General features: G+C 74.3%; 15 protein-coding genes. 6 read left to right on the forward strand and 9 right to left on the reverse strand.

The features are described 5' to 3' along the window. Positions 1 to 3: 3 nt before the first annotated feature. Positions 4 to 435, forward strand: a complete 432-nt coding sequence (locus tag ACGF3I_RS25755) for a Zn-ribbon domain-containing OB-fold protein (protein ID WP_393135878.1) — start codon at positions 4 to 6, stop codon at positions 433 to 435. Continuing rightward, positions 432 to 1,205: an enoyl-CoA hydratase/isomerase family protein gene (locus tag ACGF3I_RS25760; RefSeq protein ID WP_393135880.1), complete on the forward strand. Its 774-nt coding sequence runs from the start codon at positions 432 to 434 to the stop codon at positions 1,203 to 1,205. Before ACGF3I_RS25755 ends, ACGF3I_RS25760 begins: the two co-directional genes overlap by 4 nt. A gap of 55 nt (positions 1,206 to 1,260) precedes the next feature. Here ACGF3I_RS25760 and ACGF3I_RS25765 read toward each other — a convergent pair whose 3' ends face one another. Continuing rightward, positions 1,261 to 1,812 carry a hypothetical protein gene (locus tag ACGF3I_RS25765; RefSeq protein ID WP_393135882.1) on the reverse strand — a complete coding sequence of 184 codons (552 nt, stop codon included), beginning with the start codon at positions 1,810 to 1,812 and terminating at the stop codon, positions 1,261 to 1,263. A 219-nt stretch (positions 1,813 to 2,031) separates the two neighbouring features. On the opposite strand from ACGF3I_RS25765, the gene ACGF3I_RS25770 reads away from it, so the two are divergent. Further along, entirely contained in the window at positions 2,032 to 2,925 is an 894-nt protein-coding gene (locus tag ACGF3I_RS25770; protein ID WP_393135884.1) for a hypothetical protein, read from the forward strand. Between the two features lie 27 nt (positions 2,926 to 2,952). Here ACGF3I_RS25770 and ACGF3I_RS25775 read toward each other — a convergent pair whose 3' ends face one another. The 3 genes from ACGF3I_RS25775 to ACGF3I_RS25785 form a co-directional block, all read right to left on the reverse strand. After that, positions 2,953 to 3,741: a putative protein N(5)-glutamine methyltransferase gene (locus ACGF3I_RS25775; RefSeq protein WP_393135885.1), complete on the reverse strand. Its 789-nt coding sequence runs from the start codon at positions 3,739 to 3,741 to the stop codon at positions 2,953 to 2,955. A gap of 96 nt (positions 3,742 to 3,837) precedes the next feature. Next, a complete protein-coding gene (locus ACGF3I_RS25780; protein WP_393135887.1) occupies positions 3,838 to 6,177 on the reverse strand; it encodes a PQQ-binding-like beta-propeller repeat protein in 2,340 nt (779 codons plus the stop codon). A 161-nt stretch (positions 6,178 to 6,338) separates the two neighbouring features. Then, entirely contained in the window at positions 6,339 to 7,130 is a 792-nt protein-coding gene (locus ACGF3I_RS25785; protein ID WP_393135889.1) for a VOC family protein, read from the reverse strand. Between the two features lie 372 nt (positions 7,131 to 7,502). Here ACGF3I_RS25785 and ACGF3I_RS25790 point away from each other — a divergent pair, with 372 nt between their 5' ends. Continuing rightward, positions 7,503 to 8,150, forward strand: a complete 648-nt coding sequence (locus ACGF3I_RS25790; RefSeq protein ID WP_393135891.1) for a TetR family transcriptional regulator — start codon at positions 7,503 to 7,505, stop codon at positions 8,148 to 8,150. A gap of 162 nt (positions 8,151 to 8,312) precedes the next feature. On the opposite strand, the gene ACGF3I_RS25795 is transcribed toward ACGF3I_RS25790, so the two are convergent. Together ACGF3I_RS25795 and ACGF3I_RS25800 are read right to left on the reverse strand one after the other, a co-directional pair. Continuing rightward, positions 8,313 to 8,771 carry a nitroreductase family deazaflavin-dependent oxidoreductase gene (locus ACGF3I_RS25795; protein ID WP_393136037.1) on the reverse strand — a complete coding sequence of 153 codons (459 nt, stop codon included), beginning with the start codon at positions 8,769 to 8,771 and terminating at the stop codon, positions 8,313 to 8,315. 38 nt (positions 8,772 to 8,809) lie between these two features. Then, positions 8,810 to 9,991 carry an acyl-CoA dehydrogenase family protein gene (locus tag ACGF3I_RS25800; protein ID WP_393135893.1) on the reverse strand — a complete coding sequence of 394 codons (1,182 nt, stop codon included), beginning with the start codon at positions 9,989 to 9,991 and terminating at the stop codon, positions 8,810 to 8,812. A gap of 231 nt (positions 9,992 to 10,222) precedes the next feature. On the opposite strand from ACGF3I_RS25800, the gene ACGF3I_RS25805 reads away from it, so the two are divergent. Further along, on the forward strand, positions 10,223 to 11,404 hold the full coding sequence (locus ACGF3I_RS25805; RefSeq protein ID WP_393135895.1) for an acetyl-CoA acetyltransferase: 1,182 nt from the start codon (positions 10,223 to 10,225) through the stop codon (positions 11,402 to 11,404). Between the two features lie 241 nt (positions 11,405 to 11,645). Here the strand turns inward: ACGF3I_RS25805 and ACGF3I_RS25810 are convergent, their stop codons facing one another. From ACGF3I_RS25810 to ACGF3I_RS25820, 3 genes are read right to left on the reverse strand one after another with little or no spacing between them, the layout of a single operon-like run. Continuing rightward, positions 11,646 to 12,203: a GNAT family N-acetyltransferase gene (locus tag ACGF3I_RS25810; RefSeq protein ID WP_393135897.1), complete on the reverse strand. Its 558-nt coding sequence runs from the start codon at positions 12,201 to 12,203 to the stop codon at positions 11,646 to 11,648. 37 nt (positions 12,204 to 12,240) lie between these two features. Further along, positions 12,241 to 12,714, reverse strand: coding sequence for a Zn-ribbon domain-containing OB-fold protein (locus tag ACGF3I_RS25815; protein ID WP_393135899.1), 474 nt, complete (start codon positions 12,712 to 12,714; stop codon positions 12,241 to 12,243). Continuing rightward, complete coding sequence (locus tag ACGF3I_RS25820) at positions 12,711 to 13,163, reverse strand: DoxX family protein (RefSeq protein WP_393135901.1); 453 nt, start codon at positions 13,161 to 13,163, stop codon at positions 12,711 to 12,713. Before ACGF3I_RS25820 ends, ACGF3I_RS25815 begins: the two co-directional genes overlap by 4 nt. A gap of 279 nt (positions 13,164 to 13,442) precedes the next feature. On the opposite strand from ACGF3I_RS25820, the gene ACGF3I_RS25825 reads away from it, so the two are divergent. Next, complete coding sequence (locus ACGF3I_RS25825) at positions 13,443 to 14,573, forward strand: flavin-containing monooxygenase (protein WP_393135903.1); 1,131 nt, start codon at positions 13,443 to 13,445, stop codon at positions 14,571 to 14,573. The last annotated feature ends 872 nt before the right edge of the window (positions 14,574 to 15,445 follow it).

Raw genomic sequence — 15,445 nt, forward strand, 5'->3', positions numbered from 1 at the left:
GAGATGCTCACACCCGTAGTGGACGACGACGGCGCCCCCTTCTGGGAGTACGCGGCCCGGGGCGAACTGCGCGTCCAGGCCTGCGCCGCCCCCGACTGCGGCCGGCTCCGCTTCCCTCCCCGGCCCTGCTGCCCGCACTGCCAGTCCTTCGACAGCACCTGGCGCCCGGTGTCGGGGCGCGGCCGCATCTGGTCCTACGTCCTCCCGCACCCCCCGCTGCTGCCCGACTACGCGGCCATGGCCCCCTACAACGCGGTCGTCGTCGAGCTCGCCGAGGACCCGCTGATCCGCCTGGTCGGCAATGTGGTCGCCGAGCCCGGCGCCCCGCTCGACTCGGTCGACCCGGCCCGCCTGAAGATCGGCGCCCGGGTCCAGGTCGCCTTCACCGAGATCGACGGGATGAGCGTGCCGCGCTGGCTCCTGGAGCGCGCATGAGCGTCCTGGTGACCCGCGACAAGGAGACCGGCGTCGCGGTCGTCACCCTGAACCGGCCCGAGCGCCTGAACGCCGTGGACCTGGCGACGGCCGGTGAACTCGCCGCCGCCTGGCGCGAGTTGCGGCATGACGACACCGTACGGGCCGTCGTCCTGACGGGCGCCGGAGAGCGGGCGTTCTGCACCGGCATCGACCGCTCGGCCGAGGTGCCGCAGCCCTCCTCCCCGTACTCGACCGACGACCCGCTGCTCACGATCGGCCCCAAGGCCAACGACCTGTGGAAACCGGTGATCGCCGCCGTGCGCGGAATGGCCTGCGGCGGGGCGTTCTACCTGCTCGGCGAGGCCGAGTTCCTGGTCGCCGCCGAGGACGCCACCTTCTTCGACCCGCACACCACGTACGGCATGGTCAGCGCGTACGAGTCGATGTACCTCGCGCTGCGGATGCCGCACGGCGAGGCGGCCCGGCTGGCCCTGCTGGGCACCGCCGAGCGGATGTCGGCGCGACGGGCGTACGAGATCGGCTTCGTCAGCGAACTCACCGCTCCGGGAGAGGAGTTGGCGGGGGCCGTGCGGTGCGCCGAGACGATCGCCTCGTTCCCCGCCGAGGCCGTGCAGGGCACGGTGCGCTCGGTGTGGGCCGCCAAGGAGGCCACCCTCGCCCAGGCCCACTCCCGCGCCCCCGCCTTCGTGGCGCTCGGCAACCTGCCCCCGGAGCGGCAGGCCGACCTGTTCGCGGCCCGGCGCTCCAAGGACTTCCGGGTGAGGTGACCGGCGCCAGGACGTGCCGGGCGCCGCGCCACGGACGAGATGGGCCGGACGCGCCCTAGTCCAGCGAACCCCGGGCCTCGCAGCGGGCGACCCGGGACACCAGGGCGGGGGCGCCCATCGCCACCGTGACGGACCGCCGGGCCGAGGGGCCCAGGGTCACCGTCGTGGACGCGCGGTCGACCGCGGCGCCGCCCGCGTCGTAGAAGGTGACCTCCACCCGGTAGCGGTGGCTGCCGCGCCCGGATCCGGTGCTCACGTCCACCGTCGAGGCGGTGCGCCGGGCGGCGGCGGAGGCGCAGGCGCTGACGTGCGCGGTGATGGTCGGCGTCCCGGTGGAGGTGGAGCCGCCCGTGGGGGAGCTGGTGGTGCCGGTGGTGTTGTTGTAGCGGTTGCCGTAGGAGCCACTGCTGTAACCGCTGCCGCCCGTGGAGGCCCGGCCGGTGGTACCGCTGTCCTGCGTGCTGCCGCCACTGCTGTCACTGCTTCCCGAACTCCCGTTGCTCTTGCGGGAGTTGGAGCAGCCTCCGCCCGAGCTGTGGCTCTTGCCATGGCTGCCGTGACTGGAGAATCCGGTCAGTGCGAGGCCGAGCCCCGCCGCGACCGCCACGCATTTCATCCTGCGACGTATCACCGTCGCCCCCCTCCGAAGACCGGCCGACACCTTAACAGCGCCCGCGCCGGGCCCTGGCGTCACGAGGGAAGCGCCCAGTAGCGCGGGGGGCACCTGGTAGCGGGGGGCGTCTGGTAGCGGGGGCGCCGGGTAGCGGGGGCCGTCCGCCGGGCGTAGCGTCGGCTGCGAGAGCCGCTCTCTTTAAGGAGGGCCGAGATGGTCCGCAATGTCCTCGGCTCGATCCTCGCTCTCATCGGAGCGACGGCCGCCGTCTGGAGCCCCTTCCGTGCCTGGTACGACGGCCGTCACGGCAGCGCCTACCGCATCGACGACCTGTTCTCGGGCATCTCCGCCGACAAGGCGCAGGTGGCCGGCTCGATGCTGCTGCCCCTGGCCTTCGCGGCCCTGCTGACCCTGATCGGTCTGGTGCTGCGGTCCCGGCTGCTCGTCGCCGTGGCCGGGCTCGTCGTACTCGGGTTCACCATCCTGTGGATGGTGCGCCAGGGGCAGGAGGCGGGCCACCTCACCGTCGACTCGTCGGGCAAGGGCCTCGGGCAGGGCGTCGCGATGGCCCTGGGCGGCGGTTTGGTGCTGCTGCTCGCCTCGGCCCTGATGGCGGGCCGCCGCCGCAACCGGCTCGCGGAGCCCACCGGGTACGGAGCGCCGACCGCGGCGGCGGCGCACGACCCGCACCCCACCCCCGCGCACCCCGCCTCCCCGGACGAGACGGCCCCTCGCGGCACCGCGCCGTACCCCACCGCGCCCCAGGACCCCGCCTCGCACGACACCACGCCGCACGGCACCGCCCCGGACGAGACGGCCCCGTACCGCACGCCTCCGTACCCGTACGCGGACGAGGGGGCGGGACGTCGCGGCGAGGCGGGCGGGGCACCGGGCCCCGCCGACGGGCGCTGGACGGGAGCCGACGGGCGCGGGACGGACGGCGACGGGCGCGGGACGGACGACGACAGGCGCGGGACGGACGGCGACAGGCGCGGGACGGGCGACGACGACCCGCACGAGCCCCCGCCGCACCACGGCATCGGCCGGACCCCGCCCTACCACGGGCCCCCCGCACCGCCCCGGCGCGACGACCCGCCGCCCGGCTGACGGGCGCCGCCCGCCCGACGGCGCGGCTCAGTCGCGGGTGCCCGTCACCACGTGGGCGTACAGCTCCCGCGAGGTGACCAGGTGGGCAGTGAGGCCGCCCGCGCCCATCGCGGCGAGCGCCCCCGGCACCTGCCGCTCGCTCGCCTCCACGAACAGCGTGCCGCCCGGCGCCAGCCAGTCCCGCGCGGCGAGGGCGACGCGGCGCATCACGTCCAGCCCGTCCGAGCCGCCGTCGAGTGCGACGAGCGGCTCGTGCTCGCGCGCCTCCGGCGGCAGCAGCCCGACCTCGTCGGACGGGACGTAGGGGACGTTCGCGGTGAGGATGTCGACGCGCCCCCGCAGAGCGCGCGGCAGCGGCGCGAAGAGGTCGCCCTCGTACACCCGGCCCCCGAAGGGCGCCAGATTGCGGCGGGCGCAGCGCACGGCCGCCGGATCGATGTCCGCCGCGTGCAGCTCGGCTCCCGGCAGCGCCGACGCGAGGGCGGCCCCGAGCGCCCCCGAACCGCAGCACAGGTCCACCACCACGGTGGGCCGCTCGGTGGCGGCGGCGGCCAGCGCCTGCTCCACCAGGAACTCGGTGCGCCGGCGCGGCACGAAGACCCCGGGGTCGACGGCGATGCGCAGCGGCCCGAACTGGGCCCAGCCCAGGACGTGTTCGAGCGGAAGCCCGGCCGCCCTGCGCTCCACCATCGCGAGGACCTCGGCCTGCCCGCACGCGGTGGCCAGTATCAACTCGGCCTCGTCCTCGGCGAAGACGCACCCGGCGGCGCGCAGCCGGCCGACGACCGCGGCGGGCGACAGGGGCTCAACTGACATACGGGGACGGGCCTTTCGGGCGCGGTGGGGGAAGGCCGAGGAGTCGCGGGGAAGGGCCGCACCGCACCGCCAGGACGGAGCGAGGGGGCCCCGCGCCTAGCGGGACGCGGAGGTCGCCGTCCCCTTGACCGCGTCGAGGGCGTACACGCACCTGTCCTTGCTGCACGCGTAGACGACCCCGCCGCGCACGACGGGAGATCCGGTGATCTCCCCGCCGGTGGCGAGCTTCCAGCGCAGCTGGCCGCCCGCCGCGTCCAGGGTGTACAGGCAGTGGTCGGCCGAGCCGAAGTGGATGCGGCCGTCGGCCACGACCGGGGTCCCCACCACCTCGGCGCCCGCGGCGAAGCGCCACTTGGGGGTCGAGGTGACCGCGTCCAGGGTGTAGAGCGCGTTGCCGCTGCCCACGTGGACGTTGCCGTCGGCCACCAGGACCGGCTCGGCGGAGTTGCGGGCCTCGGTCGCGATGCGCCAGCGGTCCTTGCCGGTCGCCGCGTCCAGCGCGTACACGGTGCCGAGGTAGTCGGCGAGGTAGACCCCGCCGCCCGCGACCGCGGGCCCCGGCGCGAACGCGGGCGGGCACAGGAACACGGCGGGGGCCTCGAAGTGCCAGCGGACGCGGCCCGAGGCGATGTCCACCGCCAGCACCCGGGTGCCGGCCGAGACGTACACGTAGCCGTCCTGCGCGGGCGCCACCCGGACCGGGACGCCGCCGCAGGAGGCCGCGTCGCCCACCGGGTAGGACCAGCGCTCGGCGCCGGTCCGGGCGTCGAGCGCGCGCAGCCGGGCGTCCTGCCAGACGTACACCGTGCCGTCGTGGACGGACGGGCCGGCCTCGGGGGTCTCGAAGTCGCTCTGGGCGCCGGTGATCTCCCACAGCTTCTCGCCGTTGGCCGCTTCCCACGCCTGGACGCCGCCGCCGCGGGTGCCGGTGACGACGGTGCCGCGGTCGGCCTTCAGGGAGTACACCCAGGCGTCCGCGGACAGCCGCCACAGCTCGCCGCCGTCGCTCGCGTCCAGGGCGTACAGGGAGGGCCCGTCGGAGGCGTGGATGCGGCCGGCCTCGACGGCCATCGCCCAGGCGACGTCGCGCGTCTTGAACTGGCGGCGGCCGGTGGCCACGTCCAGGGCGTGCACCTCGAAGGACGTCACGTACAGCAGGTCATCGGCGACGGCCGGCGTCCCCCACACGTCGTTGGACATGCGAAAGCGCCAGGGCCGCCAGCGCTCCGCGGCCTCCGGCGGGTGGGCCGGGGCCGGCACCGGGGCGGGCGCGGCGCCGCCACCGGGCCTGCGGACCCAGCCGGTGGCGTGGCCCGCGTCCACGGCGACACGGGAGGCGTCGGCGGCCCGCGGTCCGGGGCCGATGGGCACCTTGGCGCCGGCCAGGCGCACCGGGTCGTCGGCGTGGGCCGGCGGATACGTCACGGAGGAACCGGCGTGCCGGGCCGCGTACGGCGGGTCGGCGGGGCGCGGCGGCGCCGGCGGGACCGTGCGGGCGGCGGGGCGGGGCGCGGGCTCGGCGGGCGGCGGGAGCTGCATCCGGCCGCCGCCCCTGCGCTGCTCGATCATGGCGACCGAGCGGGGCGGCAGCCAGGCCGACGCGGTGCCGCTGTCGTCGGAGCCGGAGGCGAACAGGTGCGGGGCGAGCTGGGCCTGGAGGTCCTCGGGGGTGGGCCGGTTGGGGTGCTCCATCTGCATGCAGGACTCGATGAGCGGGCGCAGCTCGTCGGGCAGACCCGTGATGTCCGGGCCCTCGCGCAGCAGCATGAACACCGTCTCGACCGGGTTCGCGCCGTGGAAGGGGGCGTGGCCCGTCGCGGCGAAGACGAGCGTCGAGCCGAGCGAGAAGACGTCGGACGCGCCGGTCACGCTGCGGGAGTCCTTGGCCTGCTCGGGCGACATGTAGGCGGGGGTGCCCACCGCCACGTTCGTCATGGTCAGGCGGGTGTTGGAGACCCCGGACGCGATGCCGAAGTCGATCACGCGCGGGCCGTCCTCGACGACCAGCACGTTCGACGGCTTCAGGTCGCGGTGGACCAGGCCCGCGCCGTGGATGGACTGGAGGGCCTCGGCGATGCCGGCGGCGAGCCAGCGCACCGCCTGCGCCGGGAGCGGCCCGCACTCGTTCACGATCTCCTCGAGCGAGGGCGCGGGCACATAGGCGGTGGCCAGCCACGGCACGGGGGCGCGCGGATCGGCGTCGACCACGGCGGCGGTGTAGAACCCGCTGACCGCGCGGGCGGCCTCGACCTCGCGCGTGAAGCGGACCCGGAACAGCTGGTCCTCGGCGAGCTCGGTGCGCACCGTCTTGATGGCCACGCGGCGGCCGGACGCCGAGCGCGCCAGATAGACGAGCCCCATGCCGCCGGCACCGAGCCGTCCCAGCACCTCGAAGGGGCCGATCCGCCTCGGGTCGTGCTGCGTCAGCTGCTCCACTTGCCTGCCACCTCCCCGTACGGGCCGTGCATGAATGCGGCCCCGTGCAGCGTCTCACGCGGCACCCCGATTCTCCCTGCCGGAGGTGGCCGGTGGCCAACCCGGGTCGAGACCGGGATGTCCCACCCCGATCCGGGACACCCCGGGCATGCCGTGCGCGGTTACGCGTCCGAACCCTGCAGAACGGCGAAGACGGCGCCCTGGTTGTCGTTGAGGACGGCCATCCGCCCGTACGGAATGTCGAACGGCTCGGCGGTGACGCGGCCGCCGAGGCGGGTGCAGGCGCCGGCCGCCGCGTCGCAGTCCTCGACGCTGAAGTAGACGAGGAAGTGCTCGGGCAGGGCCGCGGGGAAGGCGTCGGACATCAGTCCGCGGCCGACGACGGCGGCGCCCGGGCCGGGTCCGGCGCCGGGCAGCGACCAGAGGCGGAAGTCGGCCCCGCCCTCGCCCAGGACGTCCGCGTCGGCGCCTCGGTAGCCGAAGACGGACTCGAAGAACGCGTCGGCCCGGTCGGTGTCGCGGGTGTAGACCTCGCTCCAGCAGTACGCGCCGGGCGCGCGGGTCAGCTCGAACCCGGTGTGCTCCTCCCCCTGCCACAGGCCGAAGACGGCCCCGCCCGGGTCGGCGGCGATGGCCAGGGTGCCGTGCGGCGGCACCGGCATCGGGTCGGTGATCAGGCTGCCGCCGGCCGCGCGGATGCGGGCGGTCAGCGCGCGGACGTCGGGGGTGGCGAGGTAGACGGTCCAGGAGGTGGGCATGCGCCCGTCGCTCTTGGGCTGGAGGGCGGCGACGCGTCGGCCGTCCTTGAAGGCGTTGGTGTAGTGCCCGTGCCGTTCGTCGGTGTCCTCGTCGAAGGTCCAGCCGAAGAGCTCGCCGTAGAACCTGCGGCCGGCCGCGAGGTCGGACAGCGAGACGTCGGCCCAGCACGGCGCGCCTTCCGGATATCCGCCCATGCGCCTGGTTCCTTCCTCGGGTGCCCCGTCGCCCCTGCGCCGGGGCCCGTCGAGGCCAAGCTAACGAGCCACCCCGCCCGGCGCGGCCGGACAATGAGGACATTCAGCCGGATTACGGGTGCGCATCACCGCTCCCGGCCAGGCCCCGCACGGCTTGTCCACCAAAGTTGTCCACAGGTTGTTGATAACACCATTCGAGTGGACGCCCCTCCCGACGACCGCGGACGATCACGCGAAGGGCCACGCGAACGGCCACGCGAAGGGCCGCGCGAGGCGCCCGGTTTTCCGCCCCCATCGGAGCGCACCACCCCCCGGGCCCCCATTTGCACTCGGCCGAATCGCGCTCCGATCACCCCTCGGTAAGCTGACGGCATGACAGGACAAGTACGCACCGTCGACGGCCGCGTGGCCGGCCGACGCGGGCAGGCGACACGGCAGAAGCTGCTCGACTGCCTCAGTGAGATGCTCAGCTCGTCGCCGTACCGGGACGTCAAAGTCATCGACGTGGCCCGGAAGGCGGGCACTTCACCCGCGACCTTCTACCAGTACTTCCCCGACGTCGAGGGGGCCGTCCTGGAGATCGCGGAGGAAATGGCCAAGGAAGGCGCCGGGTTGACCGCTCTGGTCGAGGGCCGCTCCTGGACCGGCCGGGCCGGCTGGCAGACGGCCGAGGAACTCGTGGAGGGCTTCCTCGACTTCTGGCGCAAGAACGACGCGATCCTCCGGGTCGTCGATCTGGGCGCGGCCGAGGGCGACAAGCGCTTCTACAAGATCCGCATGAAGATCCTGAACTCGGTCACCAACTCCCTTACGGACGCGGTCACCGAGCTCCAGGCCAAGAACAAGGTCGACAAGGACGTGAGCCCCGCGGCAATGGCGGGCTCCCTCGTCGCGATGCTCGCCTCGGTGGCCTCGCACCAGAAGGGCTTCCAGACCTGGGGCGTCAAGCAGGCCGAACTGAAGCCGAACCTGGCCCTGTTGGTCCACCTGGGCATCACGGGCAGGAAGCCGACGAAGTAGCGACCACGCGGCGGCCGATACCCAAGTCCTGTCGCGCCGACGGCGGCTCGTCCCCTTCCCGGGACGACCGCCGTCGGCGTTCCCGTGTCCGGGACGACCACCGTCGGTGTTCCCGTGTCCGGGACCGCGCGCACCCCCGGGCGCAGCCCCTCCCCCTCCCCCTCATCCCTCGCGCCGCTCCAGCCGGAAGAGCCGGATCTCCCGCTCGATCCTGGACTGGTAAGTGGCGTACGGCGGCCAGAACTTGAGCGCCGCCTGCCAGGCAGCGGCCCGCTCGTCGCCTTCGAGCAGCCGGGCCCGCACCGCGATGTCCCGTCCGCGCCAGCTGATCGAGGCGTCCGGGTGGGCGAGCAGGTTGCTGGTCCACGCGGGATGCCCCGGCCGCCCGAAGTTGGACCCGATCAGCACCCAGCTCGCGCCTCCTTCGTCCGGCATGCAGGCCAGCGGGGTGGTGCGCGCCAGGCCCGACTTGGCGCCGTACGCGGTGAGCACCACACCGGGCAGCATCTGCGCGCTGAGGATGACCCGGCCCCGGGTCAGACGGTGCACGGCACGGTCCATGGCGGGCACGATGTGCGGGGCGACCTTCGCGAACGTACGCGTCGAGGACACCTTCTGCATCAGCCGTACCCCGGGCGCGGTCCGGGCGGGCCCGGCGCTCACACCGTCACCCCGGCCCCGCCGAACAGACCGGCCTGCTCGGCGGCGTGGTCGCGCAGCCGGTGCACCGGACCGAAGAGCAGCTCGTCGGCGGCGGCCCGCTTGAAGTAGAGGTGCGCCTCGTGCTCCCAGGTGAAGCCGATCCCGCCGTGCAGCTGCACGGCCTCGGCCGCGGTCGCGCGCAGCGCGTCGAGTCCCTGGGCCAGTGCGAGCGCCCCCGCCCCCGGGTCCCAGGCCGCGTAGTACGCCGCCGATCTGGCCGCCTGCACCCGTACGTACAGGTCGGCCAGCCGGTGCTTGACCGCCTGGAAGGAGCCGATGGCCCGCCCGAACTGCTCGCGCTCCTTGACGTAGGCCACCGTGCGCTCCAGCGCCTCGCCCGCGGCGCCCACGGCCTCGGCGGCCAGACAGGCGGCGGCGGTGCGCCCGGCGGCGGCGAGCGCGGCAGACACATCGGCGCTCTCGTCACTCCCGAGCAACTCGCCTTCCACGTCCCGGAGTTGCACTCTGGCCTGAGTGCGGGTCTCGTCGAGCGTGGTCTGCCGGGTGCGCCGCAGCCCCGGGGCGTCACCGCGCACGGCGAAGAGGAGGGTGCGGCTGCGGGCGAAGCCGCCGGTGTGCGCGGCGATGAGGAGCAGCGCCGCGCTGTGACCGTCGAGCACCTGCTCGGCCTCTCCGTACAGCCGCCAGGTCCCGTCCGGCAGCGGCCGGGCCTGCACGCCTCCGGCCCGGCCGCCCCCGGCCAGGTCACCGTCCGGCCGGCCGCCGGTGAGTCCGAGCGCGAGGGCGAGGCGGGCACCGGGCACGACGAGCGTGGCGGTGCCCTCCCCGCGGGCGATGGGCGCGAGCAGGGCTCGCTTCTGGGTCTCGGTGCCGAGCGCGCCGATGAGCGGGGCGGCGAGGACGGCGGTGGCCAGCAGCGGGGAGGGCAGCAGGACCCGCCCGGTCTCCTCGCAGGCGAGCGCGAGCTCGGTGGCCGTGCATCCCGCTCCCCCGTACTCCTCGGGCAGCGCGAGCCCCGGCAGCCCGAGCTCGGCGGCGAGCCGCCCCCACAGCGCCGCGTCGTACCCGACCGGGGTGCGCACCGCGCTCTTCACGTCCTGTGGGCCGCAGTGTTTGGCGAGCAGTTCGTGCAGGGTGCGGCGGATCTCGTCCTGTTCCGCGGTGAAGGCGGCGTCCATCGTCGGGCTCCTCCCCCAGAGGCGAAGCCTCTGAACTGACGGGGCGTCATGTTAGGACCGGGGGGCGTAGATGCACAGGGGTGGGAGGGGGTTGGCGCGGGGCGGTGAGGGTGAGGCGGTGGGGGCGCGGGGCGGCGAGGGCGAGGCGGTGGGGGCGCGGGGCTGCGGGGCCGTGGGGCCGCGGGGCGGGCCTATGCCCTGCGGCCGCCGATCTGATGTACCGTCAGATTCATGTCATCACCCTCAACTCACCGTCCCCGCAAGGTCGCTGTGGTCGGGGTCGCCCTCTCCGACACCGGGCGGGTGGACGACGCCACGCCCTACGCCCTGCACGCCCAGGCCGCCCGGCGGGCGCTGGCCGACTCCGGGCTCAACCGGTCGGTCGTCGACGGGTTCGGCTCGGCGGGGCTCGGCACGCTCGCGCCCGTGGAGGTGGCGGAGTACCTCGGGCTCCGTCCGACCTGGGTCGACTCCACCAGCGTCGGGGGCGCCACCTGGGAGGTCATGGCCGCGCACGCCGCCGACGCGATAGCCGCCGGGCACGCCAACGCCGTCCTGCTCGTGTACGGCTCGACCGCGCGCGCGGACATCAAGGCGGGCCGGCGCACCGCCAACCTCTCCTTCGGGGCACGCGGCCCGCTCCAGTTCGAGGCACCGTACGGGCACACGCTGATCTCGAAGTACGCGATGGCGGCCCGCCGCCACATGCACCAATACGGCACCACAGTCGAGCAGTTGGCGCAGATCGCGGTGCAGGCCCGGGCGAACGCGGCCACCAACCCGGATGCGATGTTCCGCGACCCGATCACCGTGGACGACGTCCTGTCCGGCCCGATGATCGCCGACCCGTTCACCAAACTGCACTGCTGCATACGCTCCGACGGCGGCTGCGCGGTGCTGCTCGCGGCCGAGGAGTACGTGCCCGACACGGCCAAGGCGCCGGTGTGGGTGCTGGGTTCGGGGATGTCGGTGTCCCACACGACGATGTCGGAGTGGGAGGACTTCACGGTGTCCCCGGCGGCGGTGTCCGGCCGCCTCGCCTTCGAGCGCGCCGGGGTACGCCCCGAGGACATCGACCTCGCCGAGATCTACGACGCCTTCACGTACATGACGCTGGTGACGCTCGAAGACCTCGGGTTCTGTGCGAAGGGGGAGGGTGGGGCGTTCGTGGAGAAGGGTCGGCTGTTGCGGGACGGGGGGCTGCCCGTCAACACCGACGGGGGTGGGTTGTCGGCCTGCCATCCGGGGATGCGGGGGTTGTTCCTGTTGGTGGAGGCGGTGCGGCAGTTGCGGGGGGAAGGGGGGGTGGGGCAGGTTCGGCGGGGTGGGGGGGTGCTGCCTGCTCTTGCGGTGGTGTCGGGGACGGGGGGCTGGTTCTGCTCCTCTGCCACCCTGATCCTCTCGGGCTCCTGAGCCCGGGCTCCTGGGGGGTGCGGCCCGGGCCCCCGGGGGGGTTGCCCACCCACCCGCCCGTGCGGCGGGCTGGAAGGGTCCGGCCCCCGGGGCTGCGCCCCCGAACCCCCCTTCGCGCCTGAACGGCGCTCGTCCTCAAACGCCGGACGGGCTGAGGATGCGCATGCTGGCCCGCACCGGTCCTGCCAGGGGCGCGGGGAACTGCGCGAAAAGCGGGCACTGCCGCCGGGAGGGGACGGGCTCAATCCGTTGCGAGCCGTGCGTGCAGATGCAGGTCACGGAAGGCATCCCGCCGCTGGGACGCGAACATCGCACCCCGCAACGTCCCCTCCACCACATAACCACCCCGCTCAGCGACCCGGCAGGAGGCCGTGTGCCCCACCGCGTGACCCAGCTCCACGCGATGGAGCCCCACGGCGTCGAAAGCCCAGCGGGTGACCAGTCCCAGGGCGTGCCCCGCGATCCCGCGGCCCCGCGCCTCGGGCAGCGTCCAGTAGCCGACCCGGGCGCAACGGAGGTTCCAGTCAAGGGAGTTGAGGCCCACGTGGCCCAGCACGGTGCCGTCGGCCTCGTCCGTGACGCAGTACGTGGCGACCTCGCCCCGCGCCCATCCCCGCGCCCTGAGGCGGAGCAGTTCCGCGACGGCCGCCTCGTCCTCGACGGGCGTGGTGTGGGTGTTCCAGCGCAGGTACTCGGGGTCGGTCACCGCGCGCAGCAGCACCGCGAGGTCGTCGTCGCGCCAGACGCGCAGACGCAGTCCGTGGCCGCTCAGGTCGGCCGGTATGAGGCGATGGTCCATGCCGCCATTCAACCGCTGACCCGCCCTTCGCCCGCCATCACCCGGTGCGCGAGGGTGAAGCGGGCCGGAACAGCGGCACGGCCACCCCGCCCCCGGGCCCGCCGCCACCCCTGGGCCCGTCTCCACCCCCGCCGCCAGGCCCGCAACCACCCCCACCCCGGAACGTCACGGTCAGCTCCATCCCGATGCGCAGCTCCCCCTCCGGGCAGTCGACGACCTCCGTCATCATCCGGGGCCCCTCGGCGAGATCGACGACGGCGGCGACGTACGGCACCCGCTCCCCGAAGGGCGGGAGATCGTTGCGGTGCACGACGGACCAGGTGTAGAGCGTGGCCCGGCCGCTCGCCGGGCTCCAGTGCACGTCCTCGCTCCAGCAGTACGGGCAGAACTCGCGCGGGTAGTGGTGCGGGCGGTCGCAGGCCGCGCAGTGCCGGAGCAGGAGACGGCCCTCGGCGGCGGCGTCCCAGTACGGACGGGTGAAGGCGTCGGGCTCGGGGGTGGCGGCGGTCACCGGAAGAGTCCCAGCGCGTCGTCCAGGGACCAGGTCTGCCACGCCATGGCGCCGAGCGCGACCAGCGAGATGAGCGCCATCATCGCGTTCTGCCCCTGCTCGGCCCAGTCGTGGATCATCAGCACCAGGTAGAGGAGGTTGAGCAACAGGCCGCAGACCAGGGCGACGGGGGTCAGGAAACCGACCACCAGGCCGAGCCCCAGGGCGAGTTCGGCGTAGACCACGACGTAGGCCATCGCCTTCGGACGCGGCTTGACCACGGCGTCGAAGCCGCTGCGGACGGCGCTCCATCGGTGCTTGGCGGCGACGTCGGCCGCCCAGGCGATGCCCGTACCGCGCTCGAACCAGCCCTTCTTGTCCTTGTGGCGCCAGCTCTCCAGCCACCACAGACCGAGGCCGATGCGCAGGACGGCGAGCCATTCGGCCCCGCTGAGCCAGATCGAGTCCACGCCGGCCCCCACCTCTCCTGTGCCCCACACGTTTTCTGACGGTACGTCAGTTCAGCGGATCCGAGCCGCGCGCGCAAGGGGTGGTGGGCGGGCAACGGGTGGGCGGGGCCGCGCCAGGCGGACGGGCAGACGATGGACGGGCGACGGGCGACGGGCGGGCGGACGATGGGCGGACGGACGGACGAATCGACAGACGGATGGACGGACGTGATCAGATCGCAACCGAACCCCTTCTTGACCGAGACCCATCAAGTGGTCATCCCGTTACGCTCAGCGTTCATGGCCGATACCACCACCCCCGCGAGCCCCGTCTACGTGATCGGCGCCGGGCCCGGCGGCCTCGCCGTCGCCGCCGAGCTGGGGGCGCGGGGCGTACGGGCCGTCGTCCTGGAGAAGTCGGACGCCGTGGCCGCGTCCTGGCGGCGCCATTACGACCGACTGCACCTGCACACCACGCGCCGGCTCTCCTCGCTGCCCGGGCTGCGCATCCCGCGCCGGTTCGGTCGGTGGGTGGCGCGCGACGACGTGGTGCGCTACCTGGAGAAGTACGCCGACTTCCACGAGCTGGACGTCGTGACGGGGGTCGAGGTCGAGCGGATCGAGCGCGGCCCGGGCGGCGAGGGCTGGGTGCTGCACGCGACCGGCGGGCGCCGGCTCTCGTGTTCGGCGGTGGTGGTGGCCACCGGGTTCAACCACACGCCGTACGTGCCGGAGTGGGACGGCCTCGACACGTTCCGGGGCGAGCTGTTGCACGCCGGGGAGTACCGCAACCCCGCGCCGTACGCCGGGCGGGACGTGCTGGTCGTCGGGGCCGGCAACACGGGTGCGGAGATCGCGGCCGACCTCGCGGACGGCGGGGCGGGACGGGTACGGCTCGCGGTGCGCACGCCCCCGCACATCGTGCGCCGGTCCACCGCCGGCTGGCCCTCGCAGAGGACGGGCATCCTGGTGCGGCGGCTCCCGGTGTGGCTGGTGGACCGGCTGGCGTCGCTCACCGAACGGCTCTCCGTGCCGGACCTCTCGGCGTACGGCCTGCTGCGCCCGGCCTCGGGCCTGTACTCACGGGTGCGCGAAGGGGCGATCCCGGTGCAGGACGTGGGCCTGATCGACGCGGTGCGGGGCGGGCGGGTGCAGCCGGTCGCGGCGGTCGAGTCGTTCGACGACGGCAAGGTCGTCCTCGCGGACGGGACGAGGATCGCGCCGGAGGTGGTGATCGCGGCGACCGGATACCGGCGCGGCCTCGACGGCCTCGTGGGGCATCTGGGGGTGCTGGACGGGCGGGGGCGGCCCCGGCGGCCCCGTGCGGCGGTGCCGGGGTTGTACTTCACGGGCTTTACGAACCCCATCAGCGGGATGCTGCGCGAACTGGCCCGCGACGCCAAAAAAATCGCCAGAACCCTGCGGCCCTGACCACCCCCGGCGCGCCCGGGCCCGCTCCGCCCTGGGTTGCCCGCACCCCCGGCGGCACCCGGGGTTCGCGCAGTTCCCCGCGCCCCTCACCCCCGGTCATCTGCGGACCGTGCTCGCTTCTCGCGCAGTTCCCCGCGCCTCTGACGGTGCTGGGCGTGCCCGGGGTTCGCGCAGTTCCCCGCACCCCTCAACCCCCGGTCATCTGCGGGCCGTGGTCGCTCCTCGCGCAGTTCCCCGCGCCCCTAACTGCACCGGTGCGGGCCAGCATGCGCATCCTCAGCCCGTCCGGCGATTGAGGACGAGCGCCGTTCAGGTGCGAAGGGGGGTCCGGGGGCGCAGCCCCCGAAAGGGGTGCAGGGGCGAAGCCCCGCCGGGGTCCGAGGGGCGGAGCCCCTCAGCGGGGCTGGGGCGCAGCCCCAGGGGCCGGGCCCATCCAACCCCCTGCACGGGCGGGCGGGTGGGCAAACCCGCCGGGGTCCGAGGGGCGGAGCCCCTCAGCGGGTCTGGGGCGCAGCCCCAGGGGCCGGGCCTATCCAACCCGCTGCACGGGCGGGCGGGTGGGCAAACCCCTCGGGGTCTGGGGCGGAGCCCCAGGGAGCCAGGCCTATCCAACCCCCGTCACGGGCGGGCGGGTGGGCAAGCCCCCCCCCCGGGGGCCCGGGGCGGAGCCCCAGCAGGGCAGCACCGGCCATAGTTGCGGGGGACCGCGCCAAAGGGCGGCCGAGGGGTTTGGGCCGCCCCCACCCCGGGGGAGGCCAACCCAGCGCACCCCGCACCCCCCACACCCCCAACCCCCAGGCTTTGCCCGCAAACCCGTTCCTGACAGCCCGTCAGGTCTGTAATCTGACTATGCGTCAGTTACGACCGGCACG

It is taken from the genome of Streptomyces sp. NPDC048111 (assembly GCF_043202815.1).
Classification (GTDB): domain Bacteria; phylum Actinomycetota; class Actinomycetes; order Streptomycetales; family Streptomycetaceae; genus Streptomyces.

Coding starts and splice junctions, on each gene's coding strand:
- ACGF3I_RS25755 (WP_393135878.1), top strand. CDS start 4: ATGCTCACACCCGTAGTGGACGACGACGGCGCCCCCTTCTGGGAGTAC.
- ACGF3I_RS25760 (WP_393135880.1), top strand. CDS start 432: ATGAGCGTCCTGGTGACCCGCGACAAGGAGACCGGCGTCGCGGTCGTC.
- ACGF3I_RS25770 (WP_393135884.1), top strand. CDS start 2,032: ATGGTCCGCAATGTCCTCGGCTCGATCCTCGCTCTCATCGGAGCGACG.
- ACGF3I_RS25775 (WP_393135885.1), bottom strand. CDS start 3,741: ATGTCAGTTGAGCCCCTGTCGCCCGCCGCGGTCGTCGGCCGGCTGCGC.
- ACGF3I_RS25785 (WP_393135889.1), bottom strand. CDS start 7,130: ATGGGCGGATATCCGGAAGGCGCGCCGTGCTGGGCCGACGTCTCGCTG.
- ACGF3I_RS25790 (WP_393135891.1), top strand. CDS start 7,503: ATGACAGGACAAGTACGCACCGTCGACGGCCGCGTGGCCGGCCGACGC.
- ACGF3I_RS25795 (WP_393136037.1), bottom strand. CDS start 8,771: ATGCAGAAGGTGTCCTCGACGCGTACGTTCGCGAAGGTCGCCCCGCAC.
- ACGF3I_RS25800 (WP_393135893.1), bottom strand. CDS start 9,991: ATGGACGCCGCCTTCACCGCGGAACAGGACGAGATCCGCCGCACCCTG.
- ACGF3I_RS25805 (WP_393135895.1), top strand. CDS start 10,223: ATGTCATCACCCTCAACTCACCGTCCCCGCAAGGTCGCTGTGGTCGGG.
- ACGF3I_RS25810 (WP_393135897.1), bottom strand. CDS start 12,203: ATGGACCATCGCCTCATACCGGCCGACCTGAGCGGCCACGGACTGCGT.
- ACGF3I_RS25825 (WP_393135903.1), top strand. CDS start 13,443: ATGGCCGATACCACCACCCCCGCGAGCCCCGTCTACGTGATCGGCGCC.